Genomic DNA, 26,071 nt, shown 5'->3' with positions numbered 1-26,071 from the left:
TTTTATTAATAGTGTTTTTTAATCATAGCTTCTATATTTGGAACAGTAGCATCATCTTTTGTCACTTCTTCAATTTTACTACCATCTTTGTATATCGCTAATGTTGGTAACCCTAATACTTTTTGTTTTATCGCAAGTCGTCTTGCTTTTGTAGTATCCAATGTAGTAAATTTAATTTTATCACCATATTTTTCTGCTAATTTATGAACATCTGGCATAAGTGCTTTACATGGTTCACAACCTTGACTCCAAAAATCTACAAAAACATACCCTTCTACTTCTAATACTTCTTGTTCAAAATTTTCTTTACTTAGTTCTAGCATAATTATCTTCTCCTTATATAATTTTTAATTTTAAAGTAAAATTCAACTTTCTATTTATATTTTATTCAAATTTTTCAGCAATATATTTTTCTGCACGAATAGCTGCTACTGCTCCATCCGATACCGCTGTTACTACTTGGCGAATATCTTTAACACGACAATCTCCTGCAACAAAAACTCCATCAACACTAGTTCTAGTATCTTCGTCAGCTTTAATATACCCCTCATCTGTCATTTCTAATTTCCCTTCAAACAATTTGGTTTGAGGAATATATCCAATAAAGAAGAATAATCCCATTGTTCCATCTTCTTCATCTGCTTCAATCACATACTCTTCACCTGTTACTAAATTTTTGAACCTAATAGCCTCCAAAAGGCCATCCCCTATAGCCTCTGTTACTATCGTATTCCCGATAATTTCAATTTTTGGATTATTTTTTGCTCTTTCTGCAGTAACTTTTTCACAACGCACATTTTCTTTTCGGTAAACAATCGTAACCTTTCTCGCAAATTTTGTTAAAAAAAGAGCTTCTTCTACTGCACTGTTAGCACCTCCTACTACATAAACATCTAGTCCTTCAAAAAAATCACCATCACAAGTCGCACAATATGAAATTCCTTTGCTTTCCAACTCTTTAATGCCTGGTGCATCTAATTTTCTAGGTGATGAACCTGTTGCAATAATAATTGTTTTAGCGGTATACTTTCCGCTCATACATGTTACCGACTTTTCTTCCCCCTCCAGCTCTACATCTACAACTTCATCTTGTTTTACCTCAGCACCAAAACTTTTAGCTTGTTCTAACATTCTAGCTGTTACTCTTGGTCCTGTAGGATCTTCTACCGCACCTGGATAATTTTCAATCAGATGTGTTATCGCAGCCTGTCCACCATTTTTCGATTTTTCAAGGACTAAAGTACTTAATTTTGCCCTTGAAGAATACAACGCTGCTGATAATCCTGCTGGACCTGATCCTATAATTATTACATCGTAATCTCTTCCCATAATTATTTCTCCTTTTTTATTTTTATAGATACCCAAATTTTATTTATTAATATTTTTATTTGTAGTAGCTCAAAAAAACTAAATTTTTATATTCTGCTAATTCACTCCTTTCTTCATAAAATTTAATTTAGATATCTACATTCTAGTTATGGCATTTTTTATTAAATCAAAATCTATAACACTAAAATCATCCTTTACACTATTACTCCAATTAGGAATCAATTTATTTTTTTTGAATTTTCGATAAGTTTCTATGGCTTCTGAAATAAGGTTAGTAGAAAAAATATTTAAACTCCTACTCTCTCTTATCACAATTGAACGATAGATCGTCTCATTTGGTTTTACACTTCCATACAAAGGATGTGTCATAAGCTCCCAACCTTCATAAATATAATCCCTAACTTTTATAAGAATCTCAAGATATGAATTATCTAAAAACTCAATCTCTATATTTCTAAATTTTGCATCTCTAAACTTAGGATTATTTGTTACTAATTTCATACAATTCACCTCAAAACTTAAAATTACCTAGCTTCTTTCGTTACCCTAAAAAAACAGAAAGAAAAGCTAGCTCTTCTTTCTGTCATGTCTTTCAGAATCCTGTCCCGATGTGGTTCTTTTTACCTGAGAATTTCATTAATAACTGCCAAATATCAACTTGTACCTTCGGTGACTTAATAGTACTCTCCCACACCATTCTTACCGTTTTATTTCCTTTCATATTTATTTTATACTAAAAACAAAAGAAAAGAAAACGTTTTTCCAAAGGCATCATTTAAGTTGAAATAATATTTTTATATAACAATTTAACAGAAGTATATTATTTTTAAAGTTTCCTTTAAAAATATATATTATGGACCTTAAATCCATTAAAAGAAATTTATTTTTCTAAAAACAAAGTTTATAATCTCATTTATGTTATAATACAAATAGGAATAATTTTTTCATTTGAGATAAGTTTTTATACTTAGTCTTTTATTTTAGTTTTATGACAAAATTATAGATTGATTATTACCTATATTTACTATATACTAATATAATATGAAAATTATATAGAATTTTGAAAGGAAAAAAATATGAGTGGGATAAAAAAAAGTTTAATAGCTATTTTAGTATGTTATTTTTCTTGGGGATTTTTTCCAATATACTTTAAACTACTAAAAAGTATTGATGCCTACGAAGTACTTTCGATGAGAGTTCTTTGCTCATTTATTTTTATGGCACTAGTCGTAACAGTTGCAAAAAATAAAAACAGGATATTTAAAGAAATTAAAGAACTTTGGCATAATAAGAAAAGTTTTAGTCTACTTTGCCTAGCATCCGTACTTATAACAGCAAACTGGCTAACATATATAATAGCTGTAAACACAAATCATGTATTAGAAGCAAGTTTTGGATATTATTTAAATCCAATCGTAACAATAATCCTTGCTGTCGTTTTTCTTAAAGAAAAACTAAACAGAATTCAAATCATAGCTTGCATTTTTGTCGGGACTTCTCTTTTATACTTATTTATTTCCTTAGGATCTTTACCTTGGATCTCTATAATGTTAGCATTAACGTTTGGCCTTTATGGCTTATGTAAGAAAAAAGTTGTAATTAGCCCAAAAGCTAGCCTTCTTGTAGAAACTGCTATAGTTTCCCCAATTGCTATTTTTTATATTAGTTATCTCGGAATAACAAATAGTTTAACTTTTCATACATCAGGTACTTTGACTATGGTATTTGTTCTGTTATCTGGTGTTGTGACAGCAGTTCCTCTTATGTTATTCGCTAAAGGAGCTGCAGATATCCCACTATACCTACTCGGCATACTTCAATATCTTCCGCCAACAATGCAATTTCTCATTGGAGTATTTGTTTACAATGAAGATTTAAGTATAGAAAAATTAATTTCATTTATAATAATTTGGATAGCAGTAATAGTTTTCTGTTATTCCGCTTTTAATTCAATGAAAAATAAAATAAACTAAAAAAGCTATCTGAAATAAATTCAGATAGCTTTTTTAGTTTTATTTACTTCATATTAAGCAGCTTTTTTGCTTAAACCTTGTTTTATCATAGTTATTCCTGTAAAGATAACTACAGCAATAATTACCCAAGTTAAAACAGTTAGAGGCATACTCTTAACTAATGTATAAGCTACAGTTACCCCAATGATACCACCAATAGTAATTGCAATTGATCCAATTCTTGTATAGTTTCCGGCTCTAATAAATTCTGGAGATCCGATAGCCATAAGACCTGCGCAAGATCCCATCATAATTGGAAAGGCAACCAGTGGGCTTAATCCTAACATATAAACCATAGCCATACATGGAGCATATAAACCAACTCCTGCCATCATAAGCGCACCTAGAATAAAGTTACCTACAATACCTATCACAAGTTTAATACCTGTTAAACCAACTGCTTCATTTCCTGCTCCTAGCGCTTTCAACCATCCAAGTTGTCCAGAAGCCATTAAGAATGCCGTAACGATTAAACATACACCCATAACAAGCTGGATTTTTTTCTCTGGTAATTTATTCACTATTCTAGCCCCAACTAACGCACCAACAATTGCTGCTGCAATCATTGAGAATAATGTAACACCTTCTACTTTAACACCTGTTAAGAATAAATACGCTTCCATTAATACTGGAATAGTATGTGCTACATTTAAAGTACCTGGGATTTTTTTATCAGTATCTAAAAATTTAGTTACTTTCATCAATAATGTAGTTGGTGCAAAACTCCCAATACCTAATGTATCGAAGAAGTCTGTTACAAGACCTATAAAGAATCCAACAATAGGATTTTCTTTTCCTAAATTGTCTTTATTTTTCACAATATCAATAATCCATGAAACTAGGAAGAACGCTGCTCCTGCTCCAAGAATTACTAATAATACAGTTAATAAATTCATACTTTTTCACCTCTATCCTAGCAAGAAACCATAAGTTAATGAATCATCTGGATCATATACATAGTTACTAAATCCTAAAATATAACCAGAACCAGTGATTTCTGGAATGATTGCATCAAATCCTGCTAATTTTCTTTCTTCTACTATTCTTCCTTTAAATAAAGTACCTAAAATACTTTCATATACAAATGGTTCTCCTGGTTTTAGTTCACCTTTAGCATACAATGTAGCTAATTTTGCAGATGTACCAGTTCCACATGGAGAACGGTCGATATTACCATCACCAAATACTACAACATTTTTGTAAGTTGCTTCTGGGTGAGATGGTTTATCATAAATTTCAACTAAATCTACAGTTTTTATGTGTGATAAAGTTGGGTGTTGAATTTCAACATTCGCATTAACTGCTTCTCTAATTTTCAATCCAAGATCTTTTAGTTTAGAAGCATTCTCTGGTTTAACTTCTAATCCTAACTGATCAGCAGAGATAATACAGAAGAAACTTCCTCCGAATGAAATATCAAATTTAATATGCCCGACACCTTCAACATCTAGTTCTACATCACGTTTATATAAGAATGATTCAACATTTTTGAATGATACTTCTTTAACTTTAGTACCATCATCTTTTAATTTTGCAGTTGCATAAATTAATCCTGCTGGTGTCTCAACAACAACTTCTTTTTCAGTTGCACCTTCTTCAACATCAACCATACCAGTTTCTACGGCTGCTGTTACTGCTGCAATAGTGTTGTGCCCACACATATTTAAGTAACCACCTGTATCCATGAATACTAATCCAAAATCAGCTTCTTCTTTTGTTGGTGGTAATAAGAATGCTCCAAACATATCTTGATGTCCACGTGGTTCAAACATAACAGATTTTCTAACATCATCTAAGTGATCGATAAAATACTGTTTCTTTTCTACCATATCTTTTCCAGGAATTTTAGGAATCCCTGCTGTTACTAATCTTGCTGCTTCCCCTGCTGTATGTGTATCAATAACTGAAATCATTTTATTTAATTTCATAATATTTCACTCCTTAAATTATTTATTATTTGTATCTTGTCTCATTTTTAACTTTAATAATCCTAAGGCTTTTCTTGCATCAGAATAATCAATATTATTTTGGCAAACTATTTCGGTTTCCACTCCCTCTTCTGATTTATTAAAATCAAGAACATATTTTGTATACTGATTTTCCACAACAAATTTATGTTTTCCCATAAATTTAAGCCCTACTATAGAAATACCACGTTCTCCTATCTCGAACATAGTATTAGCGTAGTCAACATCACTATTCCCCCAGCCGTCCGCTGAAATAATAGCTCCGTCAGTTCTCATAGCTTCTAACCAAACTGCAGTTCTCCAACCAACAAGATGCTTCAACCTATTATCTTGAGGTGTCCCTACAATCACAACACCCTGGAAATCTATATCTGGATCTTCTGCTAACGTATCTAATAGAGGATCTCTAAAATGATGCAAGCTAGTTTCTTTCGTAGATGGTCCTATGCCCATAATAACACCTTCTTCCTATACCATAGCTCTTATCGCACCATCACGATACTCGTTTGGTGTAAGTAAGACTGGCATATTATTCATATCTATAATAGAAATTCCCTTATCTATTCCACTTGGTTCTATAGGAAATAGTTGATTATCATACATCATGCCCTGTCCAGCAACTTCTTTTACCAAAGCTACCTTAGGCTTCCCTGGATTCTGTTTGTTATAAAACTCATGTACCTCATCAGCATCTCTTCCACTTAAAACTTTCATAACTTCTCTTATATTTTGTAAATATACGTCAGAAAGTTCAAAAATCGAAAACGCTAAAGCTCTATCAAATTCCACATCTCTTTTTATAACAACGTCAATATGCACTAAATAATCATTATCAGCTGGTGAACCTGCTTTATTCAAAACAAGTTGTTCTTGTAATATTCCTTCCGAAGAACCAAATTCATGCATTTGCTTCCCTTCAGTATTAGCACCTGTCAAAAGCATATAAACTCCTGTTAATGTATGAGTTATCCCCTCTCCAAGACGTCCGATAACTTTGGTAGAAATTGGAACAACATCCATTATAGTGTTAACATAAATATTATGTTCTCTAGGTTTTATTATCTTTACTTCTACACTTTCAAAAATATTTTTATCATATTCTATTTCACTAGGAATAATTAGTTCATTATTTTCAATCTTAACCTTTTTTCCTATTTCAACATTTTTTATATGGAATGCCTTAATTTGTAATCTTTCTTTTGACATAATCATCATCCCTTACTACTTTATCAAATCCGCATTGAAACAGAACTCCTTCTGTTTTATAATACAGTTTATTTAATTAACAAAGGAGAGGGACAGCGTCCCTCTCCTTCTATAAAACTCCTATACGTGAGCTATGTACTCGAATGGAAGAGGAACTATTTTACCTGAACTTGGTATTTTTATTAGTTGCTCTAATGTTGCTTCTAAGATTTGTGTTTGTTGCTCAACGTTATTAGGTTCTCCAGCGTTAGCTCCCATTGGTACAAGTGGAGCAACGGCTCTTGGAGTACCGTTTTGACGCACTACTGGAGGTAGTGCTGCTATTAAGATTGTTGGAATACCTGCTTCCTCAATTGCTCTCTGCACGATCACGGCAGTTCTATGGCAAGTACCTCAACCAGCAGTTAAAATAACTGCATCAACATTTTCTGCTTTTAATTTTTTAGCTATTTCTGGTCCTGTAGAGTTTGTGAAAGCCTCTTGGTCTCCACCACCACCCATGAAACCATAGTGATATTCTGCTACGCTACCGATAGTTCCATTTTTAGCAAGTTCATGCAATCTATCGATTGGGAACATACAGTTAATGTCTTTGTTAGCGTCCGCATTGTCATATCCACCATGTGATACCATAAGATCTGTACTGTGTGCAGTATCTGGGATTTCACGATACGTAGTATCCCCTGCTAAGTTAAATCTTTTATCTGTTTTCAAGTGAACTCCTGCAGCAGTTGCTAATGCAACTTTCATATCTTTTAATTCTTTAGTTACTGGAGCCCAAACTGGTTTCGGTGTAATAGGTACAAAAATCTCTGATTGTAGACCTTCAAATATCGTTAATGACATTCTAATTTCTCCTTCCTACTATTCTTCTTCGTGTAATCTTCTATTTTTTACTTCTTCTTGTAACTTTTTAGTATTAATTATTGCATTTACATAATGTTCATCAGGTTCTTCATTTATAACCTCTGGGTAACTTAGTAAAAATGCTACTTCTTGTCCAATTTTTACTGGATATTCCGAAATTAACATTCTCATAGGAATTTTAAATTGCCCTAAGCGTCCTTTTATATCTATCGTAACGCTAGCATCGTTATGATCAACTATTATCCCTTCGAACACTCTTTCTGTAGATGCATATTTTAATTTTTCAATCATAACTTACTTCCTATCTTTATTATTAATCTTCTTTTTCGTAAATTTCTTGACGTTTTTTAGATTTTGGTAAAACTTGTTCGTTGTCAAGTAATTCTAGTTTTTGTCCTGTAGTTTTTTCGATAACTTCTACGTTATTTAATTTAACATTAGGATTCCATTTTCTTTCAGCTTTTTTAATTGTTCCGCCACCCATTTGTGTTTTAAGCATCGCTAAAGCACGAACAGCGTCTTCTTTACATAATGTGTTGTTTGAAAGAATTTCGTTTTCTATACCTTGTTTTGATTTGTTATTATCAACCATAGCTGACATGTATTCATTACCTACTACAAGAGCACCTTGTACTGCAGAATAAGTCATACCAACTACTGATACTCCACGCTTACCAATTTCTTCAATGTGTGAAGCAAAGTCGATGTGGTTATTACCAAATCCTTCTGTTGTTACGATAGCACCATCGATATCCATAGCTTCGATAGTCATACCAACACGTTTTGATACATAGAATTTTTCTGAGTTAGCTTGAGGTGATCCTACTAATAATACCCCTACTAAATCAATTTCTTCATCAGCCATAGCTTCAAGTACTAATGGTTCACGGTAGTAGTGTCTTGAAGTTTCTTTAGAAGCTGGCCCAATACATGTTAATGCGTGGATACCACCATCTAATACTTCTGTTGGTGCAAGCATAACTGGTAAGTTACCAAGGTCAACGTTTGGTTTTGCACCAAGTGTCCCTACTGGTTCAACTGGTAAAATCAAGTTATCGTGCATAGCACCTTGTCCCATGATTTCTTTAACGATTAATACTTTTTTATTTCCTGGATGACGATATTGTTCTAATTTAATATCTCCTACTACTAGGCTCTCATCATCTAGTTCTTTAAGAGCTTTACGAATTTCTTCTGTAATGTGGTCAAATGCTTTGTGTGCTGCTAATGGTCCTGGACGTTCCATGTTAGCTCCTGCTTTAATAGTTACTTGACCTTTAATGAAGATTTCACCTTTATCTGGAGCACCTGGACGTCCCCACATAATGTTTCTATCTAGTTCACCTTCTGAAGATCCAAACTCCCCGATTTGAACTCCGTTAGCATCAGTTCCTGTAAGAACCATTACTACACCTTTAAGTTCACGAGTAGTACCATGTCCAATTTCACCTTCTTCTTTAACAGCGATAGGTTGAACGTCCATGATTGTTTCACTGTAAGTATCATATTTATCAGGAGTGATGATTTCTAATTTAACATCTTCTACTAATTCTTCTGATTCTGTAGCTTCTTTACATAAATCTTCTGGTGTTCTTAATACTAAAGTTGTTCCTTGAATTTCAGTTTTTTCTCCAAATACTACTTTTTCAATTTTATAATGTTTTGTGTGAAGTGAACGAATAAATTTAGATTCACCTTCAACTTTTTCTTCTTTAACTTCTTCTGCTACAACCGCTTCTTCTTTAGCTACTTCAGTCGCTTTAGCTTCTACTACAGGAGCTGCTACTGGAACTGCTTGTGCTACTGGTGCTGGTTGCGAGAAAGCTGATAGAGGAATTTCTAAATTAATATTTTCCCCTTTTCCTATTTGAAGTTTAAATACTCCAGCATTAACTGGTGTTTGAGTTACTGGTGCAACTGGTTGTACTACCCCAACGGGAGCTACAGCCGGCTCTTCAGCAACACTTGCCTCTTCTTTAACTTCTTCTACTGCTTCTTCTTTAACTTCTTCTTTTTCTTCTCCACCTTGTACGGCATCTATAATACCTGGTGTAATTGGTACTAGAGCATCTGTTGTTTTCATCAGTTTTGCACCTAATACTTGTCCGATTGTTAATGCATCATCTGGGAAAGATAATAAACCTGAATCTACTAGATCATCAAATAATCCTGGATCTTCTAAGTTTTCAGGGCTAATTACGATACCTTCCTCAGCTCTGCAACAAAATACCGCCTTGTCGTTTAAATGTTCTTTTGCTGTTTCTGCTGTAATTGACATTACTTCTAACCTCCAACATTTTGTTTATTTTTTTATTTCTAAACTTCTATATAATTTATGACTGGCTGCGCGAAGTACATGGTCGGTACTATGATAAACTTTTACTCCTAACCTAGGAGCCACACCTGTAACGGTGTTAGTTCAATCTTGACAAGTACCGGCAATTACCGCTTTCGCGCCGTCTTTTTTCATTTTCAACACTTTTTCCGCTTGACCTGGACAGATTCCTGGAAGTTCGCAACGATATCTTCCATTTTTATCCTGTTTCATACGTTTACACATTTGAACAGAAACTACCTCTGCTCCCATGCCATCAGCAATTTGTCGAAGACGCTCTTCCCCTGCACCACATTCACAAATAAGAATCCCTACTTTATCTCTTTCTTGTGGATATGGCATAGCTACAAGTAACCCTCCAGTGGTCTTGTTGATAGCATCTTCCTCTTTTGCAGGTCTTCCTGTGAATGGACCCCCACGAACAATTTCTCCATGTGGATTAATATATCCGCCAGCTTTTTCTATAAATGGTTTTATTGGTAGTCCAATAGGAACATCTAAGAATATACTTGGGTTATTCACACGTCCGCCTACTGTTAAGTCTTTATCAATAAGTGGTTTATTATCTTCAATAGCTTCTGCAATACGTCTAATAGTCTCAACATTAGAAATAACTGCACCAGCAGCTAAAGGCAACTCACCAACTTGTAAAACTTTTCCTAAAACTTCACGAACTATTACACGTTCATCTCCTGCTGGATACATATCCGGCAAGATTTTGATACTAACTTTAGGTTCGTCTTTACAAGCTTTTCCCATTGCTAAAAGAGCTTTTCTATATTTAGTTTTAATAGCAACATATGCATGATCCGCTTCTGTTATCTCCATCATATACTTCAAACCACGGACAACAACTTCTGGGTGTTCTTCCATATATTTAACATTATGAGCTAAAATAGGTTCACACTCAGCAGCATTAGCAATAATACAACCACCTGGAATTTTCGTAGATAATTTTATTGAAGTAGGAAATCCTGCTCCCCCAAGACCAACAATCCCTGCATCTTTGATTTTTTGCAAATAATCATCAGAGTCAGGAATTCTAACATAGTCATCAGTTTGTTCTTTATCTAATTTCAACACAATATCCATCTCTGTTATTTCATCAACAATACCAGACAAACTTGCATGGATATTTGCACCCAATCCACTAGGTGTCGCAATAAGCTGTCCACGTTCTACATGATCACCTACATTAACAATCGCTTGACATGGTCCACCTACGTGCTGTTTCAACGGAATTTTAATTTTTTCAACATCAAACTCGTACATACCTTTTCCTCCTTTCCTTAAAATTTTTTCAAGCAGTAGTATAAAACTCCTACTAAATTTATTGTATAACAGTTGTGAAGTTTTTGCAAAACTTTTTTTCTTGATTTCTCAATTTTTTTTCAAAAATCCTTTTAAATTCTTTACCTTAATATTGCTAAATATTGTTATTCTCATATTTCTAAAAAAATTTTTTTCAATTTTCTTCTTTTTTAAATTTATTTCTTAATTGAAAGAAGTTATCAATTACTTTGAATACCCTATCATTTAGGAGATAATTGCACTTTTTATAATATCGTTTTTGCTTTTTTGATATTTATTTTTTATCCGTTCTATATATTTTACATTGACCATTAATTATGATACAATACCATGAAACTATAAAATAAAAGGAGAAATGTGATACAATTATCACAGTATAATTATAATGTTAAATTTTAAAAAAATTAGTATTGTTCTTTTAGCCACTGGTGTTGTTCTTACTGGTTGTTCTACTAAAGAGTCTAATTCTACAACTCAACAAAAAAAAGAAATTAAAACTATTTCTTTAGAAGACTTTACAAAAAACTTAAATAACAGTGAGTATCAATTTGTTGATACACGTAGTGATGAAGCATACAACGGTTTCAAAGAAGATAATATTAAAAATGGTGGACATATCAAAAATTCTATTCAGTATAGTGCTTCATTCATAGGAAAAGTGAATAAAAATAAAGAAGAAAAATTTATTAGCGATAAAGGTATTGATAAAAATAAAAAAGTGGTCGTATATGATACAAATAAAGATAATGTCGAAAAAGTTTCTGATAAACTTTCAAGTTTTGGATATGATGTTTATAAATTTGAGGACTACAAACAATTTGCTGATAATGATTCTAACAAAGATTCACTAATATCTTATCCAGAATACCAAAACCTAGTTTCTGCATCTTGGGTTAAAGATCTTCAAGATGGAAAAAAACCTGAAACCTATACAAACAATAATTATGCAATCTATGAAGTATCTTGGGGTGAGGGAGATAAAGCTGTAAATTATAAAGAACACATTAAGGGTGCTTATCACTTCAATACCGATTGGATTGAGGATGGCCCTGTATGGAACCTTCGTTCTGCAGATGAAATAAAAGCTAATCTTCTAAAACAAGGAATTACAAGTGATAAAACTATTATTCTTTATTCAGATGATGCCTCTGCTGCATTCCGTGTTAACTGGGCACTTAAATGGGCTGGTGTTAAAGATGTTCGTGTTATGAACGGTAATCTTAAACTTTGGAAAGAAAAAGGATACGAAACAGAGCAAACGGTCAACACTCCGAAAGAAGAAACTAATTTTGGAGTTGATATTCCTGCACACCCAGAGTACAATATATCTCGAGCAAAAGAAATGTCTGAAAAAGTAAAAAATGAGGGAATCAAACTTGTAAGTATTCGTTCTTGGGACGAATATCTTGGAAAAACTAGTGGCTACGACTACATTGAAAAAGCTGGTGAACCTGAAGGTGCTATCTTTGGTTTCTCTGGAGAAAACAAAGCTGATATGAGTGATTATTACGATCCAGACGAAACTCTTCGTAATCCACAAGAAATTTATAACTTGTGGAAAGGTCAAGGGATCAGCGAGACAGATAAAATAGCTTTATATTGTGGAACAGGTTGGAGAAACTCTATTCCATGGTTTATGACTCAATTAACTGGTCGTGCTAATACTTACTTCTATGATGGTGGATGGAATGACTGGCAATTAGACGGATCACTTCCTGTTGCTGATAATAAAGATAAAGGTCAAAAACCAGATTCAAAAAATGATTATAAATAATTAATTAAACTCTTTATTTTATATATAAGTTTAATTATAAGTATAAAGTAAAATAGAAAATTCTTAAGCTGTATCTTTTTCACTTAAGAATTTTCTTTTTGATTTTTTTCTTTATAAAAAATTCTGTATATGGCATTTGCATATACAGAATCTACTAATATTAATCTACTATTTATCAATTTCTTCCAGTTTTTCTTTTAAGTAACCGACTAGCTCATTTTTCAGATCACTCTCTAGTGCAAAATCTATTGTAGTTTTTACAAAACCAATAGTTTCACCTACATCATAACGTTTACCTTCAAAGTCATACGCATAAACATTTTCTTCTTCATTTAGCATTTGAATAGCATCCGTTAATTGAACTTCTCCTCCTACTCCAACTTGTTTTTTGGCTAGGTGTTTGAAAATTCCTGGATTAAGTACGTATCTTCCCATAATAGCAAGATTAGAAGGAGCTGTTCCTTTTGCCGGTTTTTCCACAAAAGTTTCTACCTCATACAGTTTTCCATCTTGTCCTTTTGGTGCAATAATACCATATCTATAAGTTTGATCCTCTGGAACAGTTTGAACTCCAATAACAGAACAACCTGTTTTTTCTGATTCATCTATTAATTGTTTAATAGCTGGTTTTTTATCGTTTACTACTATGTCATCTCCTAAAAGAACAGCAAATGGCTCATCTCCAATAAAACTACGAGCAGTAAGTATTGCATCTCCTAAACCTGCCATCTCTTTTTGTCTAACATAATGTATGTTGGCTAAAGTAGTTGGGTATTTTACTTTTTCCAACATTTCTAATTTACCTTTATTTTCTAATTCCACTTCTAATTCTACATTTCTATCAAAATGGTCTTCTATTGCTCTTTTTTGTTTTCCTGTAACAATTATTATATCTTCAATTCCTGCTTTAACCGCTTCTTCTACTATATATTGAATAGTAGGTGTATCTATTATCGGCAACATTTCTTTTGGCAGTGCTTTAGTAGCAGGTAAAAATCTCGTCCCGTAACCTGCCGCCGGAATTATCGCTTTTCTTACTTTTTTCATATATTCACCTATATTTCCTTTAAATTTTATCAAAACTATAATATCATGTTTTCTACTTTTTGGCAAATACTTATTATCCCTTTTTATAAAAAACAAACATTTTTCTCACTAAAAGTCATTTTCTCACCTTTAATAGTCATTTTTAAACATTTTTTATACTAACAAATAATCTAAAAGTAATATTTCATGCCATCTAATATTCAAACATTTTTCTAACAATTATTAACTACTTTATAAGCTGTATTTCTGCCAACAAATCTCCCCTTATTACTTAATAGTTTTTAATTAAAATAAGTTGGATAATTACCGCCTTTATTTTTTTAACAGTAACTATCCAACTTTCAAATACTTTTAATTATTGTTTAGTGCCTGAACCACAACATTAGTTGTTTGCTCTTTTCCATTTCTGTAATAGGTAACTTTAATGGTATCACCTATTTTTGTTTTTTCAAATAGATATTTTCTAACGTTTGCAACATCTTTTATGTCTTCACCATTTATTTTTGTAATAATATCATATTTTTTCAATCCTGCTTGAGCAGCTGGAGTATTATTTTCCACTGCACGAATTACCACACCTTGTTTCCCACTGTAATTCAACTCAGATCTCACTAAATCGCTATCTAATGAAGTTATTGAAACTAGTTGCACCCCTAGAGCTGGACGAACTACTTTTCCTGATTTTTCTAATTGTTCTGTTATTAATTTTACCTCATTAGATGGTATTCCAAATCCTATACCTTCTGCTGAAACTTCTGAAGTCGCTTTTGCAATCTTAGACTCATTTATTCCTATTAATTTACCTTCACTATTAATCAATGCTCCACCACTGTTACCCGGATTAATTGCAGCGTCCGTTTGGATTACCGTTTGATTCCAATCACTAACTCCATCACCATCGACATCCATTGGTATTTGTCTATTAACCGCTGAAACTATTCCTTTTGTAACTGTATTTGACAAATTAACATCTAAAGGAGAACCTATGGCAAAAGCCGTTTCACCTACTGCAACTTTATCACTATCGGCAAAATCCATTGTCGTAGTTACATTCTCTCCACTAATTTTCAGCACTGCAAGATCAGTCCAAATATCGGTTCCTACTACTTCAGCATTAACTCTCGTTCCATCACTTAAAATTACTGACAGTTTCTTAGCCCCACTTACTACATGGTTATTTGTTACTACATATGCCGTATTTCCTGATTTTTTGTAAATTACACCACTTCCACTTGAAGCAGCTTTTAACTCTCCTGAACTATTTTGTGATGAACCTCTTCGTCCAGAATTTCTTGAACTCCCACCTAATGCTGATTCTAAACTATTATTAGAAGCATTTTGATAATTAACTACTGAAACTACTGCATCTTTCGCTTTTGAAATTGCATTGACTGCTGTTGTTTGATTATCCTTATCTTCTTTAGTTGTAGTTACACTTGACGTTCTCAGTGCTTTTCCTGTCCCCATAACAGCTTGTGCTCCAAAAACACTGGTCGCTCCAAGTGCAAATGCCGCAAACACTGTTAAAAATAATTTCCCATAGTTTTTATCTTTCGGTGCTTCATCCTCTTGTGTTTCTAAATCATCAAAAACATCATTACTATAATATTGTTGCTCGTTATATTGGTCTGTTTCACTATTATACTGCTGGTCACTACTAGCTTGTGATTGATTACTATATCGCTGTTCACCATTATTTTCAGAATTATTATAATAAGTTTTACTATCTTGCTCGCTCATATTTGTTTGTTGTACGCTTCGCTCAGAGTTTTGATAGTTACTTAGAGATTGTGTATTATTTTCCTCGTTATTATAATTTCCCAAATTTTGATTATCTCTATTATTTTTAGTTTCCATAAAGTCCTCCTTAATGTTTAACTTTTTTATTTTAATTAAAAATGATATTATCCGCTAAAAAACAATTTCCATATACAAAGACAAAATAATTATAATTCAAAACGAGCCACCTAAGTTTTGATAAAACAAAACTTCCTAGCACATTAACATTATAAATAGAATTGATATATCATTTTCCACCTCTACCAATTTTCTTAAGTTACTTACATCTTAACAAGAACAGCTTAAACAAAGTTTAAAGATGACTTTAAATAAAATTAATATTTTACAAATATAAAAAATAGAATTCAAAATCTAAAATTAGCAAAAAGTTAACTTAATCATAACCTTTGTAAATAAAAAACTTTGAATTCCATCTATTTATATTTTTATTTAAACCTAAGAGTTAGAAACTGTAAAAATCTCAGCACATTAAATAGCACAAAAAAGATTACAATATAGTAATAAATAAAATTTATATCAACATTATTTTTTAAAATATAAAATATACTTCCTATTACTAATATTAAATTAATGACAAACTGAATAATAAACTTCTTATAAATTATCACAAGTATTAATTGAACAATTAGTAATATAACTAAAAATGTTAAAATTAAATTTATATTTGTTGGGGTAAAATATTTTGGAAATTTATATATATTCCTAAATGTAATATGTCTAACCATTCCCATTTTTCTATCTTTAAAATAATTCCACCCTAAAATAGCAATTACCAACAGAACCTCTAATAAAATTACTGTTACATAAGTCTTTTTAAATCTCACCTTTTGCAGCATTAAATACTCCTTGTTTTTGTTTTTTTTAAATGTTATAATTATTGTATAATTATATAGAAAAAGAAGATTATATGCAACATCAATGTTTTAAAGATATATAGTTTTGTTGCTAAAAAATTTTCTTGAGGTTTTTGATGAAAATAAATAGATATTTTTCTGTACTAGGTTCCCTAGTTTTAGTTTTTATGTTTTTATATACATTTAAATTGAATTTTGATTTATCTCGCAAGTTAAATGTTTTTAATTTTGGCGTAACTTTCTTAATTTTTATTTTATGGCTTGTTGCGGGGTATTTATTTTTGATAAAAGATGTTCTTAAAAGTCCCGAAAAAGAAAAAAACGGCATAGTTCTTGTCTTAGTACTCTTAGCAATTATTTTCTTTTACTATAATCCTCTACCTAATCCGGATAACTTTTTTGTAGAAATTCCTAGAGTAACTTTCTTTCTTTTAACTTTGGTCATATTTATTTTACTTGTTGTAATTTTTTGGAAAGAAACTTTAACACTAACCATTTTTGCTATATTTATTCCAATAACTGCACAAAGTTATTTAGTAAATATTCTTAGCAATACTACATATACTAGCTACACCCTTTATATCGTTATTGTATTCGTTGCATTTGCTTATGGAATAAATTATTTTAAAAATAAATAATATAAAAAACACTGGTCGACAGCTAAATTTTACCAGTGTTTTCTTTATTATAAATATTGTCTGTATATTTTTTAGATTAACACTATATACTTACCGCAAATATCCGAAAAAAACTTTTGAATATCTCCGGCTTTTAAATACTCTTCTTGAGCCTCATCTACAATGTAATTGTCGCTCGCCTCCATTACAGCAAGTAATCTTTCAAACGTATCAGCAAACATCCCCTCATCTTCATTCAAAATATAATTAAACTTCTGTTCAGCAAAAAACGGTGCAAAAACCTCGCGGAATGCTCCTTGACGAATTCTACCTATCAAATTTTTACCTCCTTCAAGTGCAAACATATCACCTTGTTTTCTTACGAAGTCATAAGCTTTTGCATAATTAGAAAAAATTTGAAACCCTTGCACTTCTTTATATTCTCTAAAAACAGGTATTTTTAATCCCTGCTCAATGTACAAATTTTTATCAATTATTACGTAAATTTCTTCTAAATCCCAGAATTCTTTTGCTATGTAGTAAAACGCAATTCTCCATCTACTGTCTCCCTTAGGTAATCTCTTAAATGTTGCAATCTGTTCTACTAGTTTTATATCTTTTTCCATCAAAAATTCCTCTCTTTTTATTATTCTTACTTCTAATACCTCAATTTTTTAAAATTATATCGAATTTAAAATCAATCAATTTGAATTAGTGTTCCTATTCTTTTTTTTGTCTGATTATCTAATCTATAAGAGAAAAATTTATCATTGTCCCTAACTGTACAAAAATTACTAATTTTAATATTTTTCTCTAAGATACCACTTCTTAAAAGTAATTCTTTATTAATTGCCCATAGATTTAAAAAATATTTTTCCGCTTTTTGTTTATAATACTCCTTTATACGGAGATCAGAAAATTTTTGAATAAGTTCATAGGAAACTTCATAATTTTCACAAGAAATAGATGGACCTAAAATAACTTTAATATTTTTTTCTTCACACTTATATTTCTTCATCATAATTCCTATTATTTCCCCAGCAATATTACTAAAAGTTCCCCTCCAACCTGCATGTGCAAGTGCAACTGTCTTTGTAACTTTATCATAAAAAACCAACGGGACACAATCTGCAGTAAAAATCAATAATGGGACTTCTGTTAAATGTGTTACTAATCCGTCTGCTTCGAAACCATTTTTTCTAATATCCTCACTCGATTTTATAATGCGAACATCACTACCATGTACTTGAGTATTAAAAACTAAATTTTTAAAATTCAAATTATACTCTTGACATATATTTGCTATATCTTCACTATTCTTTGCATCAAGATTTCTTTTCGTAAATAATACTTTTATATTATCATCTTCTATAAAATATATATTATCTCTCTCTTGCATAAATAAACCTCCACTACTTCTCGAATTTATATTCATAAATACATTCTGTAAATTCAAAATCAAAAAAACATCTTGTTGATCTTCTCTTTGTGTCAACAAAATCTTGTTTTTCATAAAAAGAGCGAGCCTTCCTATTTTCTCTCAAAACCCTTAGATATATTCTATCACAAAACTTTAAATTCTTGAGTACTTTTTTTAACAACAACTTACCAAAACCATATTTTTGAAATTTAGGTAAAATATTTAATGTATATATTTCATAATCATAAGCTAGCTCTTTTTGACGACTTTTGCCATACATAATAACACCTACAATTTTATCCTCTATACTAACCACATATCCCTGAATTTCTCCTTCTATAATCCCATGTTTTATATTTTCCGCCCATTTTTCTACAGAAATACTTTCTAAAAAATTAGTGTTTATAATGTTTTTGTAAGTAGTACCCCAAACTTCTTTATTTAACTTTGCTACAGCTACCACATCTTCGTTAGTTATTTTTCTAAGCATACTACTAATCACATCCTTTAATAAAAATTTATTCTTTTTACCAATTTTAAATTTTATAATATTTCTTTAATTGATCATAAACATAAGTGAATTTCCACTATTTCCTCTTATAGTTTTATTTTACTATTTTATTCTGAAACTAATACCTAATCAAAATCCGAAGAACCTATGTCCTCCGGATTTTTTCTTGGATTATATTTCTTTATTCTACTAAATCTAAGTAAACTTTTTTACTAAAATTAGTTGAATTAAGCACTGTACGAATAGCATTTATCACTGTCCCTTTTTTTCCGATTATTCGACCGCAATCATCTGGGTGAACAGTTAAAATGTAATGTTCACGTGCATTTTTTACCAATTTTTCTATTTTAATTTCTTCTTTATGTTCTACTATTTCACTTACAATATTATAGATTAATTCTTCCATATATATTCTCCTTATTTTGCTACAATATTTACTAATCTTCCTGGAACAACTATTACTTTTATAATTTGTTTTCCTTCTACTAAATTTTTAACTTCTTCATTTGTTAATACTATCTGTTCTAATTCTGCAGGAGTTAAATCTTTTTTAACATCTAATTTAGTTTTGACTTTCCCCATAAGTTGAACAACTATCTCTACAGTATCACTTACTAGTTTAGTTTCATCAAATTTTGGCCATGCTACATATGAGATTGAAGATTCATTACCATAAATTTCCCACATTTCTTCCGCTAAGTGTGGTGCAAATGGTGCTAAAAGTTGGATAAATCCTAATGCGTATTCACGTGGAATATATTCAGCTTTATAGCAGTCATTAACGAACACCATAAGTTGCGAAATTGCAGTGTTAAATCCTAGTGTTTCAATATCTTCTGATACTTTTTTCACAGTGTAGTTATAGCTAATCTCTAGCTCTTCATTAACTTTATCTTGGATTTTTTCGTTTACTTTTCCTGTTTCTTCATCAACAAACAAACGATACACTCTATCTAGGAATCGACGTGATCCATCAAGCCCATTCTCACTCCATGCAATAGAGGCATCAAGAGGTCCCATAAACATTTCATAAACACGAAGAGTATCTGCTCCATGCGAAACAATAATATCATCTGGATTTACTACATTTCCTTTTGATTTAGACATTTTTTCAGGACGACCATCTTTCCCTTCTGCAAGAATCATACCTTGGTTAAATAATTTTTGGAATGGTTCACGAGTTGGGACTAATCCTAAATCATAAAGAACTTTGTGCCAAAATCTAGCATATAATAGATGAAGTACAGCATGTTCTGCTCCTCCAATATACACATCTACCGGCAACCAATATCTTAACTTTTCTGGATCTGCAAACATTTCGTTATTATGAGGATCAATATAACGTAAATAATACCAACAAGATCCCGCCCATTGAGGCATCGTATTAGTTTCTCTTTTACCTTTTTTACCAGTTTCTGGATCAACAACATTCAACCATTCTTCTATATTAGCTAGTGGACTCTCTCCAGTTCCTGATGGTTTTATATTATCAGTCTCAGGAAGCAATAATGGTAACTCACTATCTGGAACAGTAGTCATAGTACCATCTTCCCAATGAATAATCGGAATAGGCTCTCCCCAATAACGTTGTCTTGAAAATAACCAATCACGTAATTTATAAGTTACTTTGCTACGTCCTACATTATTTTTTTCTAAAAATTCTATGATTTTAGCAATAGCATCTTCATTATTAAGTCCATTAATAATCTCAGAATTAATATGATTACCATCCCCATAAAAAGGAACAACTACTTCACCATTATCTTCAATAACTGGCGTTATTTCTAAATTGAATTTAGTAGCAAAATCGTAATCACGTTCATCATGAGCAGGAACTGCCATAACAGCACCAGTACCATAAGAAGCCAATACATAATCAGCTATCCAAATCTCTACTTTTTTTCCACTAACAGGATTTATCGCGTAAGCTCCTGTGAATACTCCTGTTTTATCTTTATTAAGGTCTGTTCTTTCTAAATCAGATTTGCGTTTTACTAAATCTAAATACTCGTTTACCGCTTCTTGCTGCTCACTAGTAACAATTTTTTCTACTAATTTGTGTTCAGGCGCAAGTACGCAGTAAGAAACCCCATAAATTGTATCTGCACGAGTGGTAAATACTGTAAAACTTTCTTCAATTCCATATATTTCAAAATCAATTTCTGCTCCTTGGGATTTACCAATCCAGTTTCTTTGCATAGCCTTCAAACTTTCTGGCCAATCAAGAATATCAAGATCAGCTAAAAGTTGTTCTGCATAATCTGTAATTTTCAAAACCCATTGACGCATAGGACGACGCTCTACTGGATGTCCTCCACGTTCAGATTTACCATCAATAACCTCTTCATTAGAAAGAACTGTTCCTAATGCTGGACACCAGTTTACAGGAACTTCATCAACATAAGCAAGTCCTTTTTCATAAAGTTTTTTAAAGATCCATTGTGTCCACTTATAATAATTAGGATCAGTAGTATTTACCTCACGATCCCAATCATAAGAAAAACCTAATTCTTTTATTTGGCGACGGAAAGTGTCAATATTTTTCTTAGTAAATTCTCTTGGATCATTACCTGTATCTAAAGCATATTGTTCAGCAGGCAGACCGAATGCATCCCACCCCATAGGATGAAGAACATTATATCCATTCGCTCTTTTATATCTACTTAGAATATCAGTTGCGGTATATCCTTCTGGATGCCCTACGTGTAATCCTGCTCCTGACGGATAAGGAAACATATCCAATGCATAAAATTTTTCTTTTATATGATCATCTAATGTTTTAAATGTTTTATTTTCTTCCCAATATTTTTGCCATTTCTTTTCTATAACTCTATGGTTATATACCATAAAAACACACTCCTTCGCTTCAAGTTGTCTCCCCTATAGTATACCAATTTTATACATATTTCGCAATAGGTGAGTTGTTGAATGCTAAACGTTACCTCTAAACTTAAAAGTAAAAGATGACAACGCAGATATCCGCTTTGTCATCTTTATATAATCCTTAATTTTTAAAAATTGCTATAAAAGCTCCTCCTAATCTTGTATCCGAAGGATCTGTACTTCTTTGATTCCAAATCGTATTTATGTCATACCATTTCCCTGTCGTATATGAGCTATCTGGATCCATAGCTTTAGTTTTCCCATTATTATAACCACTAAGTACTATTGCATGTGTTAATCCTGCTCTTGTAAATATTCCACTCCCCACTGTTGCGTATACAGGTTGTCCTTTTTGTAACACAGAAATCAACTGCTCTTTTGATTGTATAACACTATAACTAAATCCCCATCTTTTTATCGCATGAGCCGCTCCTAAAGCTGTTGTTCCTATTTCTCTAACATTCATCTCATTTGTTTCATTATAAATTATATCAGCTACTTGAACCGGTGTTGTAGGTTTTCCCAAGCCTGTGAAAATCATAGATAGTGACGTTGGAACACACCCACTGGCTTTCATATTAGCAAAACCATATTTTCTACTCCCCCAACGTGGATCTCCTTGGCAGTATTGTGGCATATTTAAAGCTGGTGTAATAGTGGAAGTAACATCAGGTATCCATTTCCCATCACTTCCCACATAATATCTATTATTATCTACCCAGCTATTTGTTGACATCTTTCCATCTGCTCCTAGCCAGTAGTTCCCTGCCCATTTATTTCTTGCATAACTTCCATCTTGATTTAAATAATACCACGCTCTATAGTTATTATCGTATACCCATGAATTAGTCAGCATTGCTCCATTTTTTCCTAGGTAGTAATTTCCCACCCATGTATTTTTTACTGGTGTTCCATTCTGATTATAATAATACCACGTATTCCCTTCTTTTTGCCAACCTGTTTTCTTAGCGTTTTTTACCCAGAATCCATCATTTCCTACGTAATATTTATTATTATCTACCCAGCTATTTGTTGACATCTTTCCGTCTGCTCCTAGCCAGTAATTTCCTGCCCACGCATTTTTTACTAGCGACCCAGATTGATTATAATAATACCATGTATTCCCTTCTTTTTGCCAACCTTGTTTTGCATATACTGTCTTTTCTACCATACTATTTACTGTTATTGGAGTGATTAACACCATCAACATTCCCAAACTAAATTTTATATTATTTTTATTCATTGTATATTTTTCACCTCTGCTATTTATAAATTACTCAACTTCTATTTTATAATATAGTTTTAAATATTTCAAAATATACCATAAATATAACTATATGGATACATCTTTCATATAGTTATAGCATTGTCAATATCCGATTAAATCCCTTTCACTCCAGATTTTTGTCAATTTTTTCTACTTTATTCAATTATTATACATTATCAAAATTTTGTTTTTAATTGACAGTTTACCTCCGTTACTTTAAAATTAAGAATATAAAATTATAGGAGGAACTTATCTTTTTTGATAAGAACAAAATAATATGAGTAAAAAAATACTAGTAACAGGTGGGGCTGGGTTCATTGGCTCTCACACTTGTATAGAATTATTAAATAGTGGAAATGAAGTAGTTGTTGTGGATAATCTTTACAACGCTAATAAAAAAAGTTTAGAAGTTATAGAAAGAGTTACTGGAAAAAAAGTAACTTTTTATGAAATTGATGTTCGTGATGAAGAAAAACTTAATGAAGTTTTTGAAAAAGAAAAAAATATTTTTGGAGTAATTCACTTTGCCGGACTTAAAGCAGTTGGTGAATCTTGTCAAATCCCTTTAAAATATTATGACAATAATGTTGCTGGAACTACTACATTGTGTAGAGTTATGGAAAAAAATAATTGTAAAAATATAATTTTTAGTTCTTCTGCAACAGTTTATGGTGATCCGCACACACTACCAATTAAAGAAGATTTTCCTTTATCAGTAACTAATCCTTATGGACGTACTAAACTTATGCTTGAAGAAATTCTTGGAGATATTTATACTGCTGACAATGAATGGAATGTTGTACTTCTTCGTTATTTCAATCCTATTGGAGCTCATGAAAGTGGTGATCTTGGTGAAGACCCAACAGGTATTCCAAACAACTTACTTCCATACGTAATGCAAGTGGCAGTTGGTAAATTGGAAAAAGTTAATGTTTTTGGTAATGATTTTGATACGCATGACGGTACTGGGGTGCGTGATTATATACATGTTGTAGATCTTGCTCGTGGACACGTATCAGCCCTTAAAAAATTAGAAAAAGGTAGTGGTCTTACTAAGTATAATCTAGGAACAGGTATTGGATATTCTGTTTTAGATATCGTTAAAAGTGCCGAAGAAGCAGTGGGACATGAAATACCATATGTAATCGCACCTAGAAGAAGTGGTGATATCGCTGCATGTTACTCTGATCCAACCAAAGCAAAAGAAGAATTAGGTTGGGTTGCAGAATTTGATGTGAAACGTATGTGTCAAGATTCATGGAGATGGCAAAGCAAACATCCTAATGGATTTAACGAATAAAAATTCTTCTTAACTCTCTATTTATCAAATCAATAATCAACATATAAATATTGAATTAATAAAAAGATAGACGGAAAAATAAATTTTCCATCTATCTTTTATTTATAAATCGCCATAAATGCCCCACCTATAGCTGTGTCTTCTGGTCCCAAACTTCTCTCATTCCAAATATCTTCTACACTGTACCATTTATTAGTTTTATACATATTATCTGGATCTATCGCTTTAGTGTTTCCATTATGGTATCCACTTAATATTATGGCATGTGTGCTATAACCATTAACAAAAATCCCATGCCCTACAGCTCCATAAACAATTTTCCCACTCTTTAGTGCTGCCACTAGCTCATTTTTAGAATTTATGACCCTATAATTAAGCCCCCAATGCACAATTGCCTCTTTTGCACCAAGACTTGATGTTCCTGTAAAAGTGGTATTCATCTCCATTGTTGTACTATATATGTAATCTGCCACTTGAACTGGTGTTACCTCTTCTTTTATTGCTGAAATAATCATAGCTAGTGAGGTTGGCACACACCCTGTTATTCTGAGATTAGATAGTCCATATCTTTTATTTCCCCATCTCGCATCAGCTTGATAATATTGAGAAAACTCCATTGGCTCCACAGCATTTTTCTGATCTTTATAATCTCTTATCACTGAATTATTTTCATAATAAATCCACTTGTTTTGCTGATCTTTTATCCATTCTGCACTAGCTGATGTAGAAACTACAGTTATTGATACTATACTTATCCCAAATGATGTTATTAATTTTTTTATCAAATTATTAAACCTCACTTTATTTATTTTACAAGACAATTATCTTCATTATACTATTTTTTTCTTTATGAAACAAATAGGAGCGACTTGAAAATCATGATTTTAATATAAAAATCATCTTTTTATAAAGTCACTCCACTTCCTACTTATAAATTTTCCATTAATACACTGGTCTCGCATATCCTTTTATATAACGAGAATTCCAATCGTAAGTTTTTCTATTCACTTTTGTTTTTTCTTTACTACCTACGTAATCAGCTGAATTACCTTCTATCGTAGTGATCATTCCATTATTCACAGATTCTACTATACCAATATGGTCAGCCCAACCACCGCCATCCCAATCAAATGTGACGATATCACCTTGTTTCGGAAGACTTTTACCTTGCCATATTCCTTTTTGTTGCAGAATATTAATGTGACGTTGAACACCACATTCTCTCCCAATTAGGTTACTAAGTCCTGCTTGTTGAAAAACTGTAGTTATAAATATATCACACCAATCATCTGAATATTTAGCGGTATAACCTACTGGTTTTGGATTAATCGAATTATATGCGTCTATTATTTTTCTATGTTCATTAGATCCAGATTTTACACCTAAATAGTCACGAGCTATGTCTAAAACTTTATTCAAATTACGATTATCTGAACTTGTTATCTTAAAATTTTTTATCCAGGAGCCGTCACTTCCTACATAATATTTACTATTATCTATCCAGCTGTTTGTCGCCATTTTCCCATCTGCACCTAACCAGTAATTTCCTGCCCATGCATTTTTTACTAATG

26 protein-coding genes and 1 riboswitch are annotated in these 26,071 nt (G+C 31.9%); of the genes, 4 read left to right on the top strand and 22 right to left on the bottom strand.

Annotation, left to right across the window (positions count from 1 at the left end):
• Positions 1-5: 5 nt before the first annotated feature.
• The 3 genes from trxA to H612_RS0102575 form a co-directional block, all read right to left on the bottom strand.
• The gene (gene trxA, locus H612_RS0102585; RefSeq protein ID WP_027130038.1) at positions 6-323 is read right to left on the bottom strand and encodes a thioredoxin TrxA; all 318 of its coding nucleotides are present in this window, start codon (positions 321-323) and stop codon (positions 6-8) included.
• A 61-nt stretch (positions 324-384) separates the two neighbouring features.
• Positions 385-1,329: a thioredoxin-disulfide reductase gene (trxB, locus tag H612_RS0102580; protein ID WP_027130037.1), complete on the bottom strand. Its 945-nt coding sequence runs from the start codon at positions 1,327-1,329 to the stop codon at positions 385-387.
• A 135-nt stretch (positions 1,330-1,464) separates the two neighbouring features.
• Positions 1,465-1,830: a GrdX family protein gene (locus tag H612_RS0102575; protein WP_027130036.1), complete on the bottom strand. Its 366-nt coding sequence runs from the start codon at positions 1,828-1,830 to the stop codon at positions 1,465-1,467.
• A 100-nt stretch (positions 1,831-1,930) separates the two neighbouring features.
• A riboswitch (glycine riboswitch) is annotated at positions 1,931-2,030 on the bottom strand.
• Positions 2,031-2,405: 375 nt separating this feature from the next.
• On the opposite strand from H612_RS0102575, the gene rarD reads away from it, so the two are divergent.
• A complete protein-coding gene (rarD, locus tag H612_RS0102570; RefSeq protein WP_027130035.1) occupies positions 2,406-3,302 on the top strand; it encodes an EamA family transporter RarD in 897 nt (298 codons plus the stop codon).
• A 53-nt stretch (positions 3,303-3,355) separates the two neighbouring features.
• On the opposite strand, the gene H612_RS0102565 is transcribed toward rarD, so the two are convergent.
• The 9 genes from H612_RS0102565 to prdC form a co-directional block, all read right to left on the bottom strand.
• Positions 3,356-4,237 (bottom strand): TSUP family transporter, encoded by an 882-nt coding sequence (locus tag H612_RS0102565; RefSeq protein ID WP_027130034.1) that lies wholly within the window; start codon positions 4,235-4,237, stop codon positions 3,356-3,358.
• A 12-nt stretch (positions 4,238-4,249) separates the two neighbouring features.
• Complete coding sequence (locus H612_RS0102560) at positions 4,250-5,269, bottom strand: proline racemase family protein (protein ID WP_027130033.1); 1,020 nt, start codon at positions 5,267-5,269, stop codon at positions 4,250-4,252.
• 18 nt (positions 5,270-5,287) lie between these two features.
• Positions 5,288-5,761 (bottom strand): glycine/sarcosine/betaine reductase component B subunit, encoded by a 474-nt coding sequence (locus tag H612_RS0102555; protein WP_027130032.1) that lies wholly within the window; start codon positions 5,759-5,761, stop codon positions 5,288-5,290.
• A 15-nt stretch (positions 5,762-5,776) separates the two neighbouring features.
• Positions 5,777-6,514, bottom strand: coding sequence for a proline reductase cluster protein PrdD (gene prdD / locus H612_RS0102550; RefSeq protein ID WP_027130031.1), 738 nt, complete (start codon positions 6,512-6,514; stop codon positions 5,777-5,779).
• Positions 6,515-6,634: 120 nt separating this feature from the next.
• Positions 6,635-6,880, bottom strand: coding sequence for a hypothetical protein (locus tag H612_RS10570; protein ID WP_004634016.1), 246 nt, complete (start codon positions 6,878-6,880; stop codon positions 6,635-6,637).
• A 27-nt stretch (positions 6,881-6,907) separates the two neighbouring features.
• Positions 6,908-7,360, bottom strand: a complete 453-nt coding sequence (locus tag H612_RS10565; RefSeq protein WP_027130030.1) for a glycine/sarcosine/betaine reductase selenoprotein B family protein — start codon at positions 7,358-7,360, stop codon at positions 6,908-6,910.
• 18 nt (positions 7,361-7,378) lie between these two features.
• Positions 7,379-7,672, bottom strand: a complete 294-nt coding sequence (locus tag H612_RS0102535; RefSeq protein WP_035500208.1) for a CBO2463/CBO2479 domain-containing protein — start codon at positions 7,670-7,672, stop codon at positions 7,379-7,381.
• A gap of 22 nt (positions 7,673-7,694) precedes the next feature.
• Entirely contained in the window at positions 7,695-9,659 is a 1,965-nt protein-coding gene (prdA, locus tag H612_RS0102530; RefSeq protein ID WP_027130028.1) for a D-proline reductase (dithiol) proprotein PrdA, read from the bottom strand.
• A 141-nt stretch (positions 9,660-9,800) separates the two neighbouring features.
• Positions 9,801-10,988, bottom strand: a complete 1,188-nt coding sequence (prdC, locus tag H612_RS0102525; RefSeq protein ID WP_027130027.1) for a proline reductase-associated electron transfer protein PrdC — start codon at positions 10,986-10,988, stop codon at positions 9,801-9,803.
• A 424-nt stretch (positions 10,989-11,412) separates the two neighbouring features.
• Here prdC and H612_RS0102520 point away from each other — a divergent pair, with 424 nt between their 5' ends.
• Entirely contained in the window at positions 11,413-12,801 is a 1,389-nt protein-coding gene (locus H612_RS0102520; protein WP_027130026.1) for a rhodanese-like domain-containing protein, read from the top strand.
• Positions 12,802-12,969: 168 nt separating this feature from the next.
• Here H612_RS0102520 and galU read toward each other — a convergent pair whose 3' ends face one another.
• Together galU and H612_RS0102510 are read right to left on the bottom strand one after the other, a co-directional pair.
• The gene (galU, locus tag H612_RS0102515; RefSeq protein WP_027130025.1) at positions 12,970-13,848 is read right to left on the bottom strand and encodes a UTP--glucose-1-phosphate uridylyltransferase GalU; all 879 of its coding nucleotides are present in this window, start codon (positions 13,846-13,848) and stop codon (positions 12,970-12,972) included.
• Between the two features lie 351 nt (positions 13,849-14,199).
• Positions 14,200-15,705, bottom strand: a complete 1,506-nt coding sequence (locus tag H612_RS0102510; RefSeq protein WP_027130024.1) for a S1C family serine protease — start codon at positions 15,703-15,705, stop codon at positions 14,200-14,202.
• 913 nt (positions 15,706-16,618) lie between these two features.
• Here H612_RS0102510 and H612_RS0102500 point away from each other — a divergent pair.
• Positions 16,619-17,140 (top strand): hypothetical protein, encoded by a 522-nt coding sequence (locus H612_RS0102500; protein ID WP_027130022.1) that lies wholly within the window; start codon positions 16,619-16,621, stop codon positions 17,138-17,140.
• 71 nt (positions 17,141-17,211) lie between these two features.
• Here the strand turns inward: H612_RS0102500 and H612_RS0102495 are convergent, their stop codons facing one another.
• The 6 genes from H612_RS0102495 to H612_RS0102470 form a co-directional block, all read right to left on the bottom strand.
• Entirely contained in the window at positions 17,212-17,745 is a 534-nt protein-coding gene (locus H612_RS0102495) for a hypothetical protein (RefSeq protein WP_027130021.1), read from the bottom strand.
• Between the two features lie 71 nt (positions 17,746-17,816).
• Positions 17,817-18,518, bottom strand: coding sequence for a peptidoglycan editing factor PgeF (gene pgeF, locus H612_RS0102490; RefSeq protein ID WP_035500205.1), 702 nt, complete (start codon positions 18,516-18,518; stop codon positions 17,817-17,819).
• 13 nt (positions 18,519-18,531) lie between these two features.
• A complete protein-coding gene (locus H612_RS09505; protein WP_051210101.1) occupies positions 18,532-19,029 on the bottom strand; it encodes a GNAT family N-acetyltransferase in 498 nt (165 codons plus the stop codon).
• 202 nt (positions 19,030-19,231) lie between these two features.
• Positions 19,232-19,456 carry a KH domain-containing protein gene (locus H612_RS0102480; protein WP_027130019.1) on the bottom strand — a complete coding sequence of 75 codons (225 nt, stop codon included), beginning with the start codon at positions 19,454-19,456 and terminating at the stop codon, positions 19,232-19,234.
• A gap of 11 nt (positions 19,457-19,467) precedes the next feature.
• Positions 19,468-21,897, bottom strand: coding sequence for a leucine--tRNA ligase (leuS, locus tag H612_RS0102475; RefSeq protein ID WP_027130018.1), 2,430 nt, complete (start codon positions 21,895-21,897; stop codon positions 19,468-19,470).
• 157 nt (positions 21,898-22,054) lie between these two features.
• Positions 22,055-23,176, bottom strand: coding sequence for a C39 family peptidase (locus tag H612_RS0102470; RefSeq protein WP_027130017.1), 1,122 nt, complete (start codon positions 23,174-23,176; stop codon positions 22,055-22,057).
• Between the two features lie 301 nt (positions 23,177-23,477).
• Here H612_RS0102470 and galE point away from each other — a divergent pair, with 301 nt between their 5' ends.
• Positions 23,478-24,500 carry a UDP-glucose 4-epimerase GalE gene (gene galE / locus H612_RS0102465; protein WP_027130016.1) on the top strand — a complete coding sequence of 341 codons (1,023 nt, stop codon included), beginning with the start codon at positions 23,478-23,480 and terminating at the stop codon, positions 24,498-24,500.
• Between the two features lie 98 nt (positions 24,501-24,598).
• On the opposite strand, the gene H612_RS0102460 is transcribed toward galE, so the two are convergent.
• Positions 24,599-25,285, bottom strand: coding sequence for a C39 family peptidase (locus H612_RS0102460; protein ID WP_245570437.1), 687 nt, complete (start codon positions 25,283-25,285; stop codon positions 24,599-24,601).
• 157 nt (positions 25,286-25,442) lie between these two features.
• A partial coding sequence (locus H612_RS08965) for a CHAP domain-containing protein (protein WP_035500203.1) occupies positions 25,443-26,071 on the bottom strand: 629 nt, incomplete at its 5' end.

Origin of the sequence: Gemella cuniculi DSM 15828 (assembly GCF_000425665.1) — a bacterium.
GTDB classification, from domain to species: Bacteria; Bacillota; Bacilli; order Staphylococcales; family Gemellaceae; genus Gemella; species Gemella cuniculi.
The sequence above is the reverse complement of the archived record's forward strand: the minus strand, read 5'-3'. Positions and strand labels throughout refer to the sequence as shown.

What these genes read in the sequence shown, in the direction of transcription:
- prdA (WP_027130028.1), bottom strand. Translation starts at nt 9,659, where the DNA reads ATGTCAATTACAGCAGAAACAGCAAAAGAACATTTAAACGACAAGGCG.
- H612_RS0102520 (WP_027130026.1), top strand. Translation starts at nt 11,413, where the DNA reads ATGTTAAATTTTAAAAAAATTAGTATTGTTCTTTTAGCCACTGGTGTT.
- galU (WP_027130025.1), bottom strand. Translation starts at nt 13,848, where the DNA reads ATGAAAAAAGTAAGAAAAGCGATAATTCCGGCGGCAGGTTACGGGACG.
- prdC (WP_027130027.1), bottom strand. Translation starts at nt 10,988, where the DNA reads ATGTACGAGTTTGATGTTGAAAAAATTAAAATTCCGTTGAAACAGCAC.
- galE (WP_027130016.1), top strand. Translation starts at nt 23,478, where the DNA reads ATGAGTAAAAAAATACTAGTAACAGGTGGGGCTGGGTTCATTGGCTCT.
- prdD (WP_027130031.1), bottom strand. Translation starts at nt 6,514, where the DNA reads ATGTCAAAAGAAAGATTACAAATTAAGGCATTCCATATAAAAAATGTT.
- H612_RS0102500 (WP_027130022.1), top strand. Translation starts at nt 16,619, where the DNA reads ATGAAAATAAATAGATATTTTTCTGTACTAGGTTCCCTAGTTTTAGTT.
- leuS (WP_027130018.1), bottom strand. Translation starts at nt 21,897, where the DNA reads ATGGTATATAACCATAGAGTTATAGAAAAGAAATGGCAAAAATATTGG.
- H612_RS0102575 (WP_027130036.1), bottom strand. Translation starts at nt 1,830, where the DNA reads ATGAAATTAGTAACAAATAATCCTAAGTTTAGAGATGCAAAATTTAGA.
- trxA (WP_027130038.1), bottom strand. Translation starts at nt 323, where the DNA reads ATGCTAGAACTAAGTAAAGAAAATTTTGAACAAGAAGTATTAGAAGTA.
- H612_RS0102560 (WP_027130033.1), bottom strand. Translation starts at nt 5,269, where the DNA reads ATGAAATTAAATAAAATGATTTCAGTTATTGATACACATACAGCAGGG.
- H612_RS0102470 (WP_027130017.1), bottom strand. Translation starts at nt 23,176, where the DNA reads ATGAATAAAAATAATATAAAATTTAGTTTGGGAATGTTGATGGTGTTA.
- H612_RS0102480 (WP_027130019.1), bottom strand. Translation starts at nt 19,456, where the DNA reads ATGGAAGAATTAATCTATAATATTGTAAGTGAAATAGTAGAACATAAA.
- H612_RS09505 (WP_051210101.1), bottom strand. Translation starts at nt 19,029, where the DNA reads ATGCTTAGAAAAATAACTAACGAAGATGTGGTAGCTGTAGCAAAGTTA.
- H612_RS0102555 (WP_027130032.1), bottom strand. Translation starts at nt 5,761, where the DNA reads ATGGGCATAGGACCATCTACGAAAGAAACTAGCTTGCATCATTTTAGA.
- trxB (WP_027130037.1), bottom strand. Translation starts at nt 1,329, where the DNA reads ATGGGAAGAGATTACGATGTAATAATTATAGGATCAGGTCCAGCAGGA.
- H612_RS0102510 (WP_027130024.1), bottom strand. Translation starts at nt 15,705, where the DNA reads ATGGAAACTAAAAATAATAGAGATAATCAAAATTTGGGAAATTATAAT.
- H612_RS10565 (WP_027130030.1), bottom strand. Translation starts at nt 7,360, where the DNA reads ATGTCATTAACGATATTTGAAGGTCTACAATCAGAGATTTTTGTACCT.
- H612_RS0102535 (WP_035500208.1), bottom strand. Translation starts at nt 7,672, where the DNA reads ATGATTGAAAAATTAAAATATGCATCTACAGAAAGAGTGTTCGAAGGG.
- rarD (WP_027130035.1), top strand. Translation starts at nt 2,406, where the DNA reads ATGAGTGGGATAAAAAAAAGTTTAATAGCTATTTTAGTATGTTATTTT.
- H612_RS0102565 (WP_027130034.1), bottom strand. Translation starts at nt 4,237, where the DNA reads ATGAATTTATTAACTGTATTATTAGTAATTCTTGGAGCAGGAGCAGCG.
- H612_RS0102495 (WP_027130021.1), bottom strand. Translation starts at nt 17,745, where the DNA reads ATGGAAAAAGATATAAAACTAGTAGAACAGATTGCAACATTTAAGAGA.
- pgeF (WP_035500205.1), bottom strand. Translation starts at nt 18,518, where the DNA reads ATGCAAGAGAGAGATAATATATATTTTATAGAAGATGATAATATAAAA.